This window comes from endosymbiont of Galathealinum brachiosum (genome assembly GCA_003349885.1).
GTDB lineage: Bacteria > Pseudomonadota > Gammaproteobacteria > SZUA-229 > SZUA-229 > SZUA-229.
Window position 1 is genome coordinate 219,041 of the sequence record QFXC01000011.1, and the last position, 18,310, is coordinate 237,350.

Here is an 18,310-nt window from a genome sequence, read left to right on the forward strand (position 1 = left end):
AACTTTCATCAAGTTAGGCGCATTAAACCTACGAGTCTATTCTTCTCATAATCGGCAAGCCTAAAGTTAAATTTCCTCCAAATAACTTTCTCTTTTACACCACCCTCAAACACCTTAAATGATTGATAATTATCATCTACTTTATACAAATTCGTTAGTATAATTTTCTATAGTTGAAGGAGAGTTTTATCAAAAATACATATAAATTTATTCCCATTATTTTATTTTTCATCCCTCTTTTATTAGTTGGATGTAATTCTGACGACCCTGCATCTCAAACAGGTGTTAGTGATAACACTCAGGATGTTACTTCATTAACAACTGAAGGGCTTGATGAAATAGAAACATCACATCTTATTTTTATGCGTGAAGAAGAAAAGTTGGCACGTGATGTTTATCTAAGGCTGGCTCAATTATACCCTGATCAAACTATTTTCAACCGGATTGCAACCCGTGCTGAGCAAACACACACCGATACAATGCGGGATAAGTTAGATCAGTTTAATGTAACAGACCCTAATCCAGACACTAATGATTTACCCGCAAGCTTAGGTGTATTTACAGGTAATGAATGGGGTTGGTATTTCCAGGAAAAATTTCTATTACTAACATCGCAGGCTGAAATCAGTGAGCTTGATGCTTTATATGTAGGCGCATTGATTGAAGAATTAGACATGCATGACATTGCTGTTTGTCCTCAGATAATGGTAGATAGAGGTTTTTCTAGCCCATGTGGCTTGACCTATACTGATGAAGAAGCACTGCGTACGGCTTATAGCTCGTTAATTAGTGGATCAGAAAGTCATTTACGTGCATATGTTGGGAAAATTGAAGCGGTTATTGGTATTGGAAATTATGTTGCACAGTATTTATCGCAAGATGAAGTTGATATTATTCTTGGTCGTTAAATATGCAGTATTACGTTTTTATTTTAATAACTTTTTTCATTTCAGATATCAAAGCAGAAGATATCGATGCTGATGGAGTGACTGATACGTTAGATAAATGCCCTAATACAGCTCAATATAAACCGGTATTAACTAATTTTAAATACAGTATGGTGGTTAACTCTAATCGCTTAAAGAAAACGACTCATGCTGTTCCAGTTGATAAATGGGGCTGTGAATTTGATACTGATGGTGATGGTGTTTTAGATAGTAAAGATTTCTGCCCTACTGATACTTTAGAAACTTTAGCAAAAGGTATTGCGGTAAATGGCTGCCCCAAACAAAGTGATGCTGATGGAACGCCTGATTATAGGGATCATTGCCCAAACACACTTAAAGGTATAAAAGTTGATAATACAGGCTGCCCTGCAATATCAACTCCATAATAAAAAATCGAGGATATACCTCAAAACCAAATTTTCTATTTTATTTATCTACTTCGAATGCTTAACACTTTAAAAATTATAAATCATTCCTAGATTAACCAATTCTCACCGTATTGAATAAAATTCAATATCAGACTCTCCTTTGTAAATTGCAAAGCCCGCGAATGCTTGCCAATTTTTCAGATCGAAGGTTCAAATCCTTCTGGGCCCACCATTTTTCTCATGTGATTCATGTGTTTACGTGAATTCTCATTTTGGACCCATTGACTATAAGTCGGGTGGCCGATATTAATTTTTTTCCTAAATAATTTTCTATCTATTTATTTAGGAAAAACAGAATTTTGAACACAAAAAAAGATTACTAACAAAGCAGCCTTTCTACAATCAAAATGAATTGATTTTAGTAGACCCTGTTAACCGGTAACATTACATCAGTTTGTAGCTATATATAAAATAAAGACTAATTCGAAATAATGGGACGGCTAAAATAACCGCCCATAGCAGTTTGTCATGTAAGACTTGAACCCAATCCAGCTCATTAATCTATTGATTACGTAACAGCTTCAGTTCTTTCTAAATCCCGACGCAACTTACCTCAATATCAGTCACATCGGCACCATTTATGGTTCCGCTACCATCACCGTTAGATCCACCGGACAGCACCTCACAATCATGCCCCTGACTGGTATCACTACCGTCCAGAATTTCAACATTATATGAGGCACCATCGTTTAACAGAGTATCAAACGTAAAAACTCCATCCTCCAGAATAAACAGGTCATCACCACCATTGTTGGTTAGGGTAAAGGAGCCTATTGCGTCATTTACATAACCACCCACACTATATGGACCACCAGCAACACTCTTGTTATACCTGGCTACAAATACTTTATTACTAGCGTCATCACCAGTAGAAAAAAATGAACCATAAGTTGTGCCATTGACATAGATATTTTCGGCCGAATCAAGTGCCAGATGCTTCCCTCTGTCATCTCTTATTCTTCCATATTCAGGCGTATTCTGTACAGTCCAGACTTCCTCTCCATCGGTATCAAACATGGTTAACACATAATCCATTATGTCTCCCGTTTCCGACTTTCCAATCTGACCCGTAATATAGATACGGCCGAAGGAGTCCACAACAATATCATTAGCAGTATCTGTCAGCGTTCCACCCGTTAAAGTTGTCCAGATCAAGGCACCATTGGTATTATATTTAGCCGTAAACTGATCATATCCTCCGCGATTAGTATTACCATCCAGATCACCCGAAGTCATACCGGTAACAAAGACATTATTATTCGAATCAGTGGCGACACCATATCCATATTCTGAATTCGCACTGCTTATCAGTCTTGTCCATAATCTGCTTCCATCATTACTATATTTAATAATAAATGAATTTATTGAACCATTCGTTACTTCACCACCTAGCTCATCACTGCCCGTGTAACCGGTGATATAAACATTATCACTCGAATCTACAGCAATACCTTCTGCCCTTTCCCAATTATCACCCTGTAGTTGACGGGTCCAGATTTTGGCGCCCAAATTATTGTATTTAGCGACAAAAATATCTCTTCCTGTAGGAGTGGTATTGCCATCAAAATTACCATGGGTTACACCTGCTATAAAAATATTTCCCGATGAATCCAGTGCAATGTCATAAGGCCTTTCTTCCTGTGCGGTTCCATCCATAATGGTCCACAATCGATTACCTTCTGCATCATAACTAATAATGTAAATATCCCTGTCCCCAATAACATCCTGTCCATGTAAAGAGAGTGATACACTACCCGTTACATACAATACATTTGCGCTCTTATCGAATGCAATATCATCAACCAGATCGGTGTTAGCCGTACCGGTTTGATCAGACCATAACATGTCTCCTGCAGCATCAAATTTCATCACGAGAATATCCTGATAACCCGCATTTAAATCACCATTAAAATCAATCAGACTCTCTGCAGCCATATAAAGGTTATTATTCGAGTCAAATGCTATACCGCCATCCTGGCCACCTGATGTCTCAACCCGAACTTCCTTTATCCAGGCCAAAGAAGGTGGTGAATCACTTACATTGCCACTGACAGTCGAAGTAATAGTCACTGTATCTGCGGCACTATTGACCAGACCATCATTTACAATAAGTTGTGCAACATAATCACCTACAACATCAGGCGTAAGAATTGGTGCAGAAGTATTCATACCGGTAAATAAAAAACTCACACTGCCAGGAGGTTTTGATGCAATGCTCCAGGTATAAGTCAGGCTATCTCCATCCGCATCGTAACTACCGGATCCATCCAGTGCTATAGCATTCTGTACAACCACGGATAAATCCATCCCGGCACTTGCTATCGGCAAGTGACCTCCATCTGGAACATTTCCACCATTTAATATAATCGCATCATAAAGATGGCTCATAGCTGTCATAGCATCAATTAAAGTTATTCCCAATGCTGTTTCAATATTGGCAACAAAATTAATATCCGTAAAATCGGTATTTGTTGGAAGCAGACTTAACTGCGAAGAACTTAAGGTAATAACGTTGTTATTGGGATTACTATCCGAGTCAATAGACTGCAGCAATCTGGCCAGATTAACAGCCGCCTGAGTATCATTTGGAAATAGAGAATAAGGTGTAATAAATGAAGACTGGGCTGACAAGGTTCCAAGCGTAACAGGTCCGATTGAAAACGTTACATCATCACCGGTATTACAGGTGTACTCTCCATTGATATTTGTAATACCTGTCGTACCTGATGAACAACTGTAATCTAACCCTTGTACAGGATCATCTATGAATTGCCCCGTTGTAGTTGTAACCGCGTCACCGCTTCCACCACCACAGGAAACTAGAACAAATACTGTAAAGATGAAAAGAACCTGTGAAAAAATATTTTTTATATTCATTTTAATTCCCTTACATTTTTGTTTATCTGCCAGCTACTACAAAATCAATATCACTTTTATAGTAAATATCGCACCGATACAGGTACATTGCTTCTCAATATAAGATTTTAATTCAGCTCATACAATCAACTCACAACATCACAACATCACAAATCTTACTTTTAAAGATGATATATTTTATAAACACGCAGTAGCATATATATTGCTATACATAAAAAAATCGCCTAACTAAAATCGAATAATAAAAGTCGATAACAATCATTAATTCTACTTATAATTAAACATACAAACCGAAGAATAAAAAAATACGTTTCTAAAACATATTTGTTTATTATTTGAAGCTTTTTTTATCATTTTTCAATCTCTCACAACAAAAGTATCACTCCAATATATATTTTTAATGTTGATTACAATCAACATTAAGTGCATATTTATATAAACCATTCTGATTTTAAACTTAGAATTGAATAGTTACTAAAGTCAAATTTATAAACCTTACAAATCCCTTTTAGACTTAATAAAACAGTAACTTAATCAGATTCATTACAAAACAGAATAGACGGCACAGACAATATGTTTGAAGCTAAAGTAAAAAATAAAATATTTTCTTCTGGCCACTTTAGGAGCCAAAATTAACAACCTATTAATGAATGATTTATTACAATCCTAAATGGTAGAATCAAACCCAATCACATCAGAGCCAAATCACACTAGAGAGAATAACTACGACTAAAGGTAAAATAATCTTCAGACATGTTCGGGTTCAAATATGGTTTGATCAAATAGCATCTGTTAGCAGCGTTTACTGTCTACATAAGAGAATCATGATTTTGTGTTCATTTACGATTGAACAAGGCAGGTACGATTCGGTATAGGCTCGGGTTTCGTGATAAACAGAAACTCACATTAGAAAACACCTTAAAATACTTCAAGTTACATACATTAAATTCATGAGTCCATTCTTCTCATAATCGGCAGGTCGAGTGTTCGAGTCACTCCGGGCCCACCATTTTCCCCATGCGATTCATGTGCTTACGTGAACTTCAAAAAAAGGCCCATTGACTACTAGTCGGCAGACCCTTCAGAAATCACCAACTAAATTCTACACTTCTCTGACTCAGCCCAAAACCATACACCTCCTTAACATGTTAAATTGATCTAAAAACAGCTCACTTTTGCAAACATTATTGACCCTGCATGCGTAGTCTAATCGTTTGAATTCATTAAATTAAAATCACCTTAACTAAGTGCAAGAATCTGTGCAAATAACGGGGCAAATCTAAATGCAATCTAACAATCTAGATAATTGGTGGCGATTCATGTATTGTCTTTACTTTAATGCAGTTTTTTCAGATGGAAAAAGAGGCAGTATGTTTCCATGAACCATGATAAGAAAATTGTAATTCGTCTAATTAAATCACTTTGTGTGATTGTCTCTCTGTTGTACTCAGCAATATCTATATCAGATGAACTCGTGTTGGCCGTAGCAAGTAGTACCAAGAGCAGTGGCCTGATCGGAAAGCTCATACCAGTCTATGAAAAGCATAGCGGTAACAATATTAAGCTTTATTCAGTTGCTTCTGGTAAGGCTCTTAAAATGGGGCGTCGAGGTGAAGTTGATCTAGTGATGGTGCATGCGCCCGAAGCTGAATTAAAATTTATCAAAGATGGTTATGGTGTAGACCATACAAAGTTAATGAAAAATGAATTTCTGATTGTTGGTCCTGCGGATGACCCAGCAAGAATCGATGGTATGAATGATGTTCAGCAGGCTTTTAAACACATTCATGAAAGGAATAGCCTGTTTATCTCGCGTGCTGATGATTCTGGCACACATAACAAAGAGTCTGGTATCTGGCTTATGTCAAATATCGAACCCTATGGTGATTGGTATTATGAATTCGGCGGGAATATGAAGGATACTTTACTGATCGCTGATGAAAAACAGGGTTATGTTATGGTTGATAGTGCTACCTGGCTAAAGATGAGGCATCGAGTTTCATTACAGGTGTATGTTAAAGGCGACAGTATGCTGGATAACATCTACAGTGTAATTGCTATTAACCCTGAGCGTTACAGAAGGCCAACCAGTAAACATGCAAAGGGTTTTATCGACTGGATAAAAAGCGAAGATGGTTTGAGAATAATACGAGATCTTACAATTGATAATGAAAAACTTTATACATTATTACAAAAATAGAAGTTGTTATTAAAATGAGAATTCGATATCGACTGGCTTTATTTTTAGTTGTCTCCATCACTTTAATTAGTATGATGGCAGTGTATGCTGGCGTTATGCAGAACAAGTCATTTAAACGGTTAAACACAATTTATTTAAGTTCAGAGAACTTAATCCGTGCGACAGAGCAAATTGATAATCATTTTCAGAAACAGTTACTGTCCTGGTCAAACCTGCTATTAAAAGGCCTGAATCCGGAAAAGTATTATTCTCATCTTCAGGAGTTTTACGAACAAGAACGTAAAACACGAACTTCGGCCAGGTTACTTCAGGGCAGAATGTCGGAATACCCGGAGGCTCAGGCAAGCACACTGCAATTTGCATCACTGCATGCGAGGCTCGGACTCAATTTTCGTAAAGCAATTAAAATTTATAATCAGTCCGATAATCCCGTATATGAAACTGATGAATATCTGGGTAATATCACGGAAAAGCCAGTTTCTTTGCTAAAGCAAGTCAAGGAGAGTCTGGTTAATCAGCAGAAGCTGGATGTCGAAATTGCGGAGCGAGAATATAAGCAGAACCTGAAGTTAATTATCTTTTTTGCAGCTATTACTACCTTGTCGTTAATAGCCGTCTTTATCTGGTTACTAGATATTAGTGTTGGCCGACCATTGGTAAAGACTATCGATTATGCCAAACAAGTATCATCTGGCAATTACCAGTTACGTGTACCTGAAAACATGCCCGGAGAATTTAATGTTTTCGCCAAAGCTTTTAATCACATGCTTGATCGTTTATCACTAGTGAATAAGAATCTGGAGGAAAAGAAAAAAGCAGCCGAACAAGCTTCACGTGCTAAATCTGAATTCCTGTCGAATGTAAGTCATGAGATACGCACGCCTTTGAATATTGTCACGGGTTATACCGAATTACTGTCAAAAACAGATATTGATAACAATCAGGAACGCTATCTGGTGGCAATTCAGGATGGTGCTGATTCTTTGTTAAGAATTATTGACGATGTACTTGACCTGGCAAAAATTGAATCAGGACGATTAAACATCGAATATAATAAATTCAATCTGTATCAGTTTATGCACAGTATAGAAAGCTCGTTTGCTCCGGTTATATCTAAAAAAGGACTAGAGTTTAAGTTGATCATTACGGATGATGTACCCGAGTATATTGTGCTTGATGAATATCGCTTAAAACAGATTGCTCAGAACCTGATGAGTAATGCGATTAAATTTACCGAATCGGGAAATATATGTCTAACCGTTGATGTAAAAGAAACAGATAACCCGACTCATAAAGATCTGATCATAGAGGTAGTAGATACGGGAGTTGGCATTCCAGCCGACTACCATGACAAGGTGTTTGATCAGTTTGTGCAAAGGGATGGACAGGATTCACGCAAGTATGGCGGTACAGGTTTAGGACTTGCTATATGTCAAAAATTGGCGGGGATGCTCAATGGCATTATTAGTTTAGAAAGTGAGCCTGGTGCAGGTAGCACCTTCAGACTTAAACTAGTTGATGTCGAGGTGCAATCAGCTAACACTGAAGAGAAGCATGCAATAAACCTGAGCGTTCAGTTTGATCAGGCGATTGTGTTAATTGCTGATGATACTAAAGCGAACCGGGAACTAGTCAAAGAATTCTTAAAGGAGCAACCATTTACATATTATGAAGCAGAAAATGGTCTAGAGGCCGTTGAGTTAGCTAAACAATATTGTCCAGATATTATTTTTATGGATATAAAAATGCCAGAAATGGATGGTGTTGAAGCTACAACGTTAATAAAAAAGAATGCTACTTTAGCAACTATACCGGTAGTTGCACTCACGGCCGCTTCAATCAAGGGAAAATTGGCGCAGGAGAGAGAGTTGCTGTTTGACGATTACCTTATAAAGCCGGTTAAGATAAATTCATTGCTGAACTCTATGAAGAAATTTTTAAATTATCAGGATAAAACTATTTCATAAGATTAGGGGTAATCCAGGGGCTCTGTCGCAAACCGCTCATAGAAACAAGTAAAGATTAAATATTTTCTTCGTTATGCCGGCTAACACGACGGTGTAAATAATTCTGTGTAACTGCCATAGTTAAATATAATCAGTTAATCGTTCTTCAAATTCAATAACAAACCTACTCTGTGCAGGTTTCCAATTTCTAATGGGAATTTTCCATTTTTTGGAGGCTTGTTGAATTGCTAAATGGCTAGTAGGAGCACTTTTCAGAATAACCTATGAATGGCCACTTTATTGTAGACCTAAATAGAAAAATTAAAGGCATACCCCATCAGACCCAGATCACACCAGAGCAACTGACTACGATCAAAATTAAATTTTCAAAATATTTCGGGACAAGTTCGTGTTCGGATTTAGTTCGAGTCGTTCGGTATTGTTGGCAACGCTGGCTCTCTACGACACAGAAGCCATAAATTTAAGACTGTATTCAGATCGTGCACTCAAAAGGTTTCGGGATAGGCTCGGATTTAAAGATAAACAACAAGACACATAATTAAAACGTTTAGGATTCTTCAACTTACAAACATTAAAACTTCATATTCATTCTTCTCATAATCAGCAGGTCGAGTGTTCGAGTCACTCCGGGCCCACAATTTTTATCATGCAATTCATGTGCTTACAGAAATCTACTTCATAAACCCATTGACTATTAGTCGGCAGGTCGAATCTTCTACTCATTTCTAATTAACTTTTTAAATTATCTATAACTTTTTTCTGAATATTTATCAAAAGTGGAATTTAAAATTTGATTAACGAGTGGGTACTATCACCATTCCAGGTAAGCCCTGAAGGGCGGCTATGCCTCAGAAACGATTGAAAAATACAATGCTTGCCAATTGATGCCCTATTATCGACAGGGGAAATCAATATTTTTTATTCTTCTGATAGGTCCGCGATTTATCGAAGTTTTCATTCAAAAATGCATTAAATGCCTCCTCATGTAATGGCTTACTGATCAGATATCCTTGCACGGTATCACAACCCATATCTATTAATTTTTTATAAACATTCCTGGTTTCAACGCCTTCAGCAACTACTGACAAGCCGAGGTTATGCGCCAAGTCAATAGTAGATAGCACTATGGCCTCGTCATCAGAATTAGTATCCATATCACAAACAAAAGATTGGTCGATCTTTAACTCGCTAACTGGCAATTTCTTAAGCCTGCTCAAAGAAGAATACCCGGTACCAAAATCGTCAATTGACAAATTAACGCCCATCGACCGAATAAGCCCAATGACCCCGACTATGCATTCATAATCGGGTAAGAAAACATTTTCCGTAATCTCAAACAACAATTGGTGACGTAAGGGATTATCGCTCAAATGGGTTTGAAGTGTATGTATAAAATCCTGGCTAACTAAGGTTTGCGTTGAAATGTTTACCGCAATTTTTATTTCATAATTAAGTTTTTTCCATCTCTGTATTTGAGAGAGCGCTTCTTGAATAACCCAATCTGTAAATCGATTAATCAATCCTGTATGCTCTAAAGAGGGAATGAAGATACTGGGAGGTGTCATCGCTTGGTTACCCCTGGGCCAACGAGTCAATGCCTCAACACCCGCTAACTTACCGGTTTGAATATTTAACTTGGGTTGGTAATAGAGAGCAAATTCGTTTTTGTCGAGCGCCTTGTGCAATTCTGAAATTATAGTTACTTGGACGAGGGATGATTTGTCTTCCTCTGGATCGTAGACTTTGAATCCACTTTTGCTTTTTTTTGCCAAGTACATCGCATGGTCTGCATGTCTAAGCAAGGCGCTGGTGTCACACCCGTGATCAGGAAAAATCGCAATACCGATACTGGCATGGGTAGTGATTAGGTTGCCATCCTTTGCTCCTTTCCCATTGTTTATTTCGGCCTTCAGGGTAAAAGGCTTTTCAAATAAAGCCAGCAGTCTACTAGCCGCATTAACCGCTTCATCATACCCCCCTTCTGGCAGCAAAAGTGCAAATTCGTCCCCACCTAAGCGGCTAAGAGAATCATTTTGTTCGAGGTAGCTTGATAATCGTTTCGTCAACAATTTAAGTAGCTGATCACCGCCTTCATGCCCGAAAGTGTCATTAATCTGTTTAAAATCATTTAAATCGATCAATAAAATACTAACGCACTGATTATTCTTTTGTGCATGATTAATCTGTTGATTAAAGCGGTCTTTAAAGAGCGACCGGTTTGGTAGGTCCGTCAATGTATCGTAAAGACTTAAATGCTCAAAGCTTTCTTTACTATCCGATAAGCGTTTGTTAAGGCGTTCGAGATTTAGCAGGTGATCAGTATTTGTCTTATGGACGGCCTCAATTTGCCGAACGCTAATCGCATTTTCGAGCACGATGGAGACGATATTTGCAAACAGGGATAACTGGTTAAGATCACGCCTGTTAAATGGTTTCCCATCTATTCTATATTGACCGGCTATACCCCCAAGGAACTTATTTTTAACCTGTAGAGGCACCCACATAATGGTGTCATTTTTTTTCCAGTGATCCTGCTCTTCTTTGCTTAAAGTAGGGATAACCTCATGCCACCAAGCCTTTTTGTTTTTCATTACCCAGTCATAAATACCGTAGTTTAACGGCATTGTTTCACCGAGGATTTCATCAATATTTTCTCCAGCACCTGCTCTATAGGTATAGGTTTCTCCAGATTCATCGGTAATGGGCAACAAAATAGTTTTCGCTTGAATCAAGTCTTTTGCTCGAACGGCAATGTTTTGGAGAACGATATCTAAATCAAACTCATTCCCAAGTTCCCCAAGTGTTTTTCTGACAAGATCGAGAGCTTCTTCCGAATAAATTAAACGTGCTTTTAAATCAGATTCATTCATTTTTTAAATAAATAATGTGCGTGGTACATGGTACAAAAACACCTATTTCTGAGATTGAAAACGTAACACTACCCTTGTCGTGACAGGAAAAGTGATTTATCAAATGATTAGACTAAGTATAGAAGAATAAATGCCCTTTTAGCAAAAATCTATCGCATGTCACACCATTAAATCTGTAAAACTCCAGTTTTTTCATAACCTCAATAATTAAAGGGGCCGTCACTTATGGTCTAGCTGGCCCTCCACTGCACAGATACCATAGACTCGAAGAAATAATCGGATCGATCATTCAGAATATTTCGGGACAGGCTCGCGTTTCAAGAAAACAAAAATTCACATTAAGAAACTCTTTAAATTTCTTCAAGCTAGACGCATAAAAATTACGAGTCTATTCTTCTCATAATCGGCAGGTCAAGTATTCGAGCCACTCCTGGCTCACCATTTTTCCCTTTGAATTTTTGTGCTTACGAGAATTCTCAACATAGACCCACGAACCATTGATCGACAGGGCTAACAGTCACTGCATGTATTATTTCAATGCTTTCTCTTGCTTAATTCTGTCCTTAGTAAATAAACACCTAAAGCCCACAATCCTCTACTATTCTAAATAGCTCCATAATATATAGTTATCCGCCTAACCACGAGAGGATAGCACTAGTAAAAATTGAAATTAAGCTGCAAACAGCTACACTAAATATATGATTCAATACTTAAAACAGCTGCGTAACAACCATTACATTAAATACCTGGAATATAACTACATGTCTTACGCTGGGATTAAAATTACTAGCCTGTCTCTATTTATTGTGTTTTCACTCTTTATGACACTAATATTCCGTAGCTATATCATTGAAAAGCAAAGCAATGGAATTAATGCTAATATTTCTAATATTAATTTTCACATCAGAAAATCTGTAGACTTCTTAATTAACAATAAAAAACAGGAATATATTAGCATTTCAAAAATCATCTTTTCTGATAAATCCATCTTAGAAGCATTGAAAAATAAAGAGCGTGACAACTTCTATAAGGCTGTTACTACCAAGTATTACAGCAGAGCTAAGAAACGTGATAAGGACTTTTGGGGGTTACACATTATATTGCCAAACAACCTTTCTTTCATAAGGGTCCACAAGCCACATGTAGCGGATGAACTAATTTCTGAGGGAGCCAAGCCTCTAATTGATAAAGTTAATAAATCCCATCAACTAGTTACTGGTTTTGATGCTGGAAAATTTGGCTATTTTTTACGAGTTGTCACACCGATACATTCACTTGAAAATAATTATTTGGGCGCTGCCGAATTTAGTATAAGTATTAATTCATTAACTCAATATATAAAAACCGATTTTGGCCATGAATCACTTTTCTTAATAAAAAACATCAAAAACAAGGCATTCCTATACAATCTTCCCAGGACTGATGATGGCCTAATTCATTTTAAATCGACAGATAGTAAATTATTTTCTCAATACCGCACTGATGATCATAGTCTTATCCAATATAATAACAAAAGCTATAGCGCCATCTCAATTGAACTAAGCAAGACTGCGAAGCTAATAGTAGCCATTGATATTACAAAAATCATTAATGAGAAGAATATCTTTGAGAATAATATTAATGCGTTGATCGCAATTGTTATTGCGATATTTTCAATGATATGGTTTTTTGCAACTCGGTTTTATATCAACAACCGTCGCCATACTGAAATACAACTTCAAAATGCACTGGATACGATAAAAACATTAGAGGAAATTATTCCCATCTGTTCGTATTGCCACAAAATTCGTGACGATGAAGGAGCATGGGATCGCATAGAATCTTATATTTCAGATCATTCTGAAGCAAAATTTAGTCATGGCATTTGCCCGGACTGTTTTAAAGAGGAAAAAGAAAAACTGAATAACATGTAAGACCTGTTAATAAAGAGTTACTTCGCCACTTTACAAATTTATGACACTTAAGCTAGCTACAGCACACTTACTAGCTTAAACGACACTCCCTTTGCTTTTTTACACGCTTGCCTGCAGCAAACCCTGTAAGTTTATTTTTATGTCCTATGTAACGTAATATTAGAATATAAACCAATGGTCTATTTGCTTGTTTTAAATCTCAAAATCACTACTATACTTGATAAGCCTCCCAGCATTTGTAATTTTTTATAATGAAAGATATTTCTAAAATAGCACGATCTAAAAACCTATCGAGTGCCTATAAATATATTTGGAGCCTCATCATAGGCTTTTCGGCGCTTCTTGCGCTTGTTATCATGGTTAACTGGATTAGTCTGACAAGCATTCAGCAACTGCAGGTAACACTGGAAGATATTACAGACAATCATCTAGAACGAATCATTTCTGTATCTGATATGGAGGAAAATGCACGCTTACGCATTATTACAATGTATAGAATGATACATATTGATGATCCTTTTGACCTTGATGACTCAAACCAGTTATTAAGTGAATATGCAGTTGAATTTTATAATGCACGAGAAAAAATTCTAAACACTCAATTAGATAACAATGAAAAAGAATTGATTGAAGTACAGGGAAATAAAGCAGGCGTTGCTGTCCCCATACAAAGAAAATTTTCAGATACCATCATGCAAGGACAGTATGCTCTTGCCGCCGAAATACTAAAATCAGAAGCCTCACCTGCTCATAAAGAACTACTTAATGCTATGGAAGATTTGTATCAATACCAGATCAATAACGCCAGAGCAGCGGCAACAAAAGGTAAAAATGATTCTAATACAACATTAAATGAATTAGTTTGGCTTTCAATAATTACTTTTGTTGTGGCGTTGGTTATTGGTTCAATCGTTATTATACGCGCTTTCAAATTAACAATTGAAAGAGAAAAACATTTATCAGAACTTGAGAATATGAATAGAGAAGCTAATTTGGCGAACGAATCAAAAAGCACATTTCTTGCCAATATGAGCCATGAAATACGAACGCCTTTAACAGCAATTATTGGATTTTCAGATGAGATGCTAGAACAAGGCCAACTTAATAGTCACGACCTTAATTCAGCCAACACGATTTCACGTAGTGGAAAGCATCTTCTGCATGTAATAAATGAAATTTTGGATTTTTCAAAAATAGAAGCTGGCAAACTTGAAATAGAGAAAATGGATACGCCGTTATTTGAATTACTCAATGATCTGTATACATTAATAGATTTACAAGCACAGGAAAAAGGACTTTTATTTAAAATAAATTATGCATTCCCATTACCTGAATTTATTTATACAGACCCAACCAGATTAAAACAAATACTGCTAAACCTATGCAATAACGCAGTTAAATTCACTGAAAAAGGCAGCGTTATTATTGACGTATCAATTAATAACGATCAACTAATTTTTAAAATAATAGATACCGGAATCGGAATATCTAATAGTCGAATTAATGATGTTTTTTCATCATTTGCACAGGAAGACTCATCAACCACAAGAAGATTTGGAGGCACAGGACTTGGCTTATGCATTAGTAAATTACTATCTGAAAAGCTCGGTGGAAATCTATCTGTAGAAAGCAAGAAAGACAAAGGAAGTGAATTTAAATTAATAGTTTCTATTGGCGATAAAGAAAAAAGATTCTTTGTAAATTCGCTGCCCATTAATGAGGAGCAGATAACTAATAGAAAATTTATTGAAAAACATAGCAATCAGATTAAAGGTGAGATTCTGTTAGCAGAAGACAACAAAGATAATCAGGCATTAATACAATTATTAATCAATAAAACAGATTGCGTTATCGACATAGCAAACAATGGCGAAATTGCAGTTAATAAAGTAAATTCAAGTCATTACGATTTGATTTTAATGGATATGCAAATGCCCGTAATGGATGGCATTGAAGCTGTGAAATTAATTCGCAAATCAGGTTTCGAAAAACCTATTATCGCTTTAACAGCTAACGCAAGAAAAAGCGACATACAATCTTGTTATAGCGCGGGATTTACAGATTTTATTTCAAAACCAATTGACCGTGGCATCTTTTATGCTTCCTTAGAAAAACACCTAAATAAAAAAATTGAAATCAATCATGACTTAAGCTTAAAACAAGATAAATCATTAAGTGATCTAAGATTTAAATTCATTTTAACTTTACCAGACACACTAATTAAAATAATTAATTCAATAGAAACTAATGACACTAAGGAATTAGATTCATTATTACACAACCTCAAAGGCATGGGCGGCTCATTTGGATGCCCTGAAATAACTGAGTGCGCTAATGAACTTGAGACATCTCTCCAACATTCAGGTATAGAGATTATGCCTGAAAAAATAAACGAACTTAAAAATTTAATTAAGGACATAAGCGCTTGATTTTATAGGATGAAAATGAAATGGCCTTGAAACACAAAGTAATGATAGTTGATGATGTTGAAATTAACCGTGATCTTCTTGAGGCAATACTAGCAGACATGTTTGATATAGTGTCAGTGGCCAGTGGCGAAGAAGCTATTGAAACGATGAAAGAATTTGTTCCCGACATAATACTACTTGATGTGATGTTACCAGGAATAGACGGCTGTGAGGTTTGTTACCATATCAGGACAAATAATCACCTAAAGGAAATGAAAGTACTTATGCTTTCAGGCAACTCAGCCGCCCAGGATGAAAAAAGATGCATGAGTTTTGGCGCAGATCAATATGTATGTAAACCATTTGAGGCTGTTGGCTTACGTAATAAAATCACGAAGTTACTCGAAATGTAATGTTTTTCTAATAGCATTATAACTACCCTGGCAATACTATTTTATTAAGCAATCACGATGACTTTCTACCACACCTACCAAGCATCTTCATAACTATATAAAAATTACCATATTTTATTTTACTATTTTGGGACAGACTACGATTATTACATTAATGCGATAAAAGAGCGCACTCACCTTTCTTAAATTTCCTTTCCTGACTATCTTGTTTAAGTTTTATTCCATAAACCACGAACTAAAAATTAACTCTAAAACAAACACCTAATGAAACAAAGAATAAAAGAGAAAAATACGAAGATATATTTGAAATTAGTATTGGTCGCTGAATAAAATCCAGCGACCAATCACTAATAAACAACACTTATAAAACGAGGACTACCAGGGAGATGGCGTGCCTTCAGGAACATTTGGATCCATACCCCACGCTGGATAGTTATCCGTTAATGTTTTCAGGAAAGCAACAACATCAGCTTCTTCAGCGTCAGTTAAACCTAAGTTACCAAGTTCACCGTTGTTCACGTTAACAGGTACCTCAGCATTTGCCCATCCTTCAGATGCAACATCACGAGTATTGTAAAAATGCACAATTTCTTCCAGTGTTGCGAAGTAGCTGTTATGTGCATATGGTGCAGTAACAGCAATATTACGTAAGCTCATTACTTTGTGCTTACCCGCATCACCAGCATCACCCGTAGTTGCAGCAAGCCCGTTGTCTGGGCCTGGGTTACCTGCGATACTGTGATTGCGTGGTACACCGATATTATCGTATGTGAAGTCAGTGAATACTGCTGGGTAAACATTTCCATCCGGGCCTGTTGCAGGATCCATTACATGACAAAGCGAACACTGTGCTTTACCTGCGAACAACGCCATACCACGCGCCTCTTGATCACTAAAGGTCGTTGCACCTGCCGTTACGAAATCAAACTTAGAGTCAAAGGCATTAAATTTACGACTTCTTTCAAAATTCGCAATTGCTGATGCCACTAAATCATAAGCATCAAATACTGCCTGAGGAGCACTATCATCTGAAGCAGCTAACGGATTAGATGGAACATCCTTTAAATCAAAGCCATATACTTTTTGAAAAGCATTCATATAACGTTTGTTATTTTTAATCTCAGAAATAACCGCCCAACGACTCGGCATAGCCATTTCTAGCGGATTCAAAAATGGACCTTTTGCCTGATCTTCCAGAGTTGCAGAACGACCATTCCAGAATTGACCGCCAACCCATAAACCTTCAGTTTCATCAAAATGGAAGCTTGGACTAAATGCCGCATAACCTGCGCTTGGGGAGTTCAATCCTCCAAATTTACCGGCAACTGAACCTCGAGAAGTGGCAGAACCTGTTGCCACATTTTCAGGATCAACAAAACCTGCCGCTACTGTTTTACCATTAAATGTTTTTACCGTACCCAAACTATGGCAACTGGCACATGACTGATTTTTATTAAGCGATAAGTTTGTATCCTGATATAAAGCGCTGCCTAGCATTTGCTCAGGCGTTAATCCTGCTTGAGCAGATACACTTAATGCCATGAACGTTATAAACCCTCCCGCCTTGATACCATTAGTCAATCTAATTTCTTTCATCATTTATACTCCATGTATAGTATTGTTATTTTCTAATTTATTTAAATTCCAAAAATTCAGCCTGAATTTTAATAAACCCTATCACTATTTTTTTTATTCATATGTAACGTAAGGCACATAATGCATTTGACCGTAATGATTAACATCAAACTTGAAGCGGCTGAGCAATCGAATTTATAAAGAGTAAGTATCAAAAATGTTTTTTTGAATGACAGGTTTAAAGTATTGTTAATTTATTAGTTAGAAGAGCAATAATTCTTCAAATAGCAAACAGCCGTTGATCCAGAAAAATATTACAATGGCAACCCGGAGGGTGAAAACTGATCAGGTATTCTGCGTATACTGTTGGCAATTTATCAGTCGCATACTATGGAATACCTGTATATTGCAATTATTTTTCTGGTATAACTTATTGATTTACTAAGACCCAACATTAACTAAAACAGGCTCACTATTTCCACTTTTTAATATTAGCTCAAAGCCATTATCAGCGGCCTTTTCATTTGAAGCTTTAGCAATAGGAAATTTAGTACTACAAATTTCATTGCCCTGTAAATCCTTACCACAAAGCAGGTCGGTACATGATTTCCTTACCGATAAGATCAAAATATATCGTCCACTGATAATGCGCCTCATATTGTTCATGGCCAATGACCGATAAGACTAACTGCAAGATTAATAAAGAACCTAT

At 36.7% G+C, this 18,310-nt stretch carries 11 protein-coding genes and 1 pseudogene; 8 read left to right on the forward strand and 4 right to left on the reverse strand.

The annotated features are described in order from the left end of the window. The first annotated feature begins 173 nt into the window (after positions 1 to 173). The 3 genes and pseudogenes from DIZ80_09335 (at position 174) to DIZ80_09345 (ending at position 1,333) form a co-directional block, all read left to right on the forward strand. Entirely contained in the window at positions 174 to 908 is a 735-nt protein-coding gene (locus DIZ80_09335) for a hypothetical protein (protein ID RDH82482.1), read from the forward strand. A gap of 2 nt (positions 909 to 910) precedes the next feature. Beyond that, positions 911 to 1,024: pseudogene (locus tag DIZ80_09340) on the forward strand (DUF3187 domain-containing protein). A 180-nt stretch (positions 1,025 to 1,204) separates the two neighbouring features. After that, positions 1,205 to 1,333 (forward strand): hypothetical protein, encoded by a 129-nt coding sequence (locus tag DIZ80_09345; GenBank protein RDH83140.1) that lies wholly within the window; start codon positions 1,205 to 1,207, stop codon positions 1,331 to 1,333. A 573-nt stretch (positions 1,334 to 1,906) separates the two neighbouring features. Here DIZ80_09345 and DIZ80_09350 read toward each other — a convergent pair. Then, positions 1,907 to 4,252, reverse strand: coding sequence for a hypothetical protein (locus DIZ80_09350; protein RDH82483.1), 2,346 nt, complete (start codon positions 4,250 to 4,252; stop codon positions 1,907 to 1,909). Between the two features lie 1,378 nt (positions 4,253 to 5,630). Between DIZ80_09350 and DIZ80_09355 the strand changes: the two genes are divergently transcribed. Both DIZ80_09355 and DIZ80_09360 read left to right on the forward strand, forming a co-directional pair. Beyond that, positions 5,631 to 6,452 carry a tungsten ABC transporter substrate-binding protein gene (locus tag DIZ80_09355; protein ID RDH82484.1) on the forward strand — a complete coding sequence of 274 codons (822 nt, stop codon included), beginning with the start codon at positions 5,631 to 5,633 and terminating at the stop codon, positions 6,450 to 6,452. Between the two features lie 14 nt (positions 6,453 to 6,466). Continuing rightward, a complete protein-coding gene (locus tag DIZ80_09360; protein ID RDH82485.1) occupies positions 6,467 to 8,419 on the forward strand; it encodes a hypothetical protein in 1,953 nt (650 codons plus the stop codon). A 908-nt stretch (positions 8,420 to 9,327) separates the two neighbouring features. Here the strand turns inward: DIZ80_09360 and DIZ80_09365 are convergent. Further along, positions 9,328 to 11,289 carry a hypothetical protein gene (locus DIZ80_09365; GenBank protein ID RDH82486.1) on the reverse strand — a complete coding sequence of 654 codons (1,962 nt, stop codon included), beginning with the start codon at positions 11,287 to 11,289 and terminating at the stop codon, positions 9,328 to 9,330. Between the two features lie 698 nt (positions 11,290 to 11,987). Between DIZ80_09365 and DIZ80_09370 the strand changes: the two genes are divergently transcribed. From DIZ80_09370 to DIZ80_09380, 3 genes are all read left to right on the forward strand, one after another. Next, positions 11,988 to 13,202: a hypothetical protein gene (locus DIZ80_09370; GenBank protein ID RDH82487.1), complete on the forward strand. Its 1,215-nt coding sequence runs from the start codon at positions 11,988 to 11,990 to the stop codon at positions 13,200 to 13,202. A 251-nt stretch (positions 13,203 to 13,453) separates the two neighbouring features. Continuing rightward, the gene (locus tag DIZ80_09375) at positions 13,454 to 15,631 is read left to right on the forward strand and encodes a hypothetical protein (GenBank protein RDH82488.1); all 2,178 of its coding nucleotides are present in this window, start codon (positions 13,454 to 13,456) and stop codon (positions 15,629 to 15,631) included. A 20-nt stretch (positions 15,632 to 15,651) separates the two neighbouring features. Then, positions 15,652 to 16,023, forward strand: a complete 372-nt coding sequence (locus tag DIZ80_09380; protein RDH82489.1) for a hypothetical protein — start codon at positions 15,652 to 15,654, stop codon at positions 16,021 to 16,023. 375 nt (positions 16,024 to 16,398) lie between these two features. Here DIZ80_09380 and DIZ80_09385 read toward each other — a convergent pair whose 3' ends face one another. Then, positions 16,399 to 17,565, reverse strand: a complete 1,167-nt coding sequence (locus DIZ80_09385) for a methylamine utilization protein MauG (protein RDH83141.1) — start codon at positions 17,563 to 17,565, stop codon at positions 16,399 to 16,401. A 474-nt stretch (positions 17,566 to 18,039) separates the two neighbouring features. Next, positions 18,040 to 18,255, reverse strand: a complete 216-nt coding sequence (locus tag DIZ80_09390; protein RDH82490.1) for a hypothetical protein — start codon at positions 18,253 to 18,255, stop codon at positions 18,040 to 18,042. Positions 18,256 to 18,310 lie beyond the last annotated feature (55 nt).

Bases quoted from the DNA above. Each gene is read 5' to 3' on its own strand.
- DIZ80_09350 (RDH82483.1), bottom strand. From the start codon at position 4,252: ATGAATATAAAAAATATTTTTTCACAGGTTCTTTTCATCTTTACAGTA.
- DIZ80_09355 (RDH82484.1), top strand. From the start codon at position 5,631: ATGAACCATGATAAGAAAATTGTAATTCGTCTAATTAAATCACTTTGT.
- DIZ80_09360 (RDH82485.1), top strand. From the start codon at position 6,467: ATGAGAATTCGATATCGACTGGCTTTATTTTTAGTTGTCTCCATCACT.
- DIZ80_09365 (RDH82486.1), bottom strand. From the start codon at position 11,289: ATGAATGAATCTGATTTAAAAGCACGTTTAATTTATTCGGAAGAAGCT.
- DIZ80_09370 (RDH82487.1), top strand. From the start codon at position 11,988: ATGATTCAATACTTAAAACAGCTGCGTAACAACCATTACATTAAATAC.
- DIZ80_09375 (RDH82488.1), top strand. From the start codon at position 13,454: ATGAAAGATATTTCTAAAATAGCACGATCTAAAAACCTATCGAGTGCC.
- DIZ80_09380 (RDH82489.1), top strand. From the start codon at position 15,652: ATGGCCTTGAAACACAAAGTAATGATAGTTGATGATGTTGAAATTAAC.
- DIZ80_09385 (RDH83141.1), bottom strand. From the start codon at position 17,565: ATGGCATTAAGTGTATCTGCTCAAGCAGGATTAACGCCTGAGCAAATG.
- DIZ80_09390 (RDH82490.1), bottom strand. From the start codon at position 18,255: ATGAGGCGCATTATCAGTGGACGATATATTTTGATCTTATCGGTAAGG.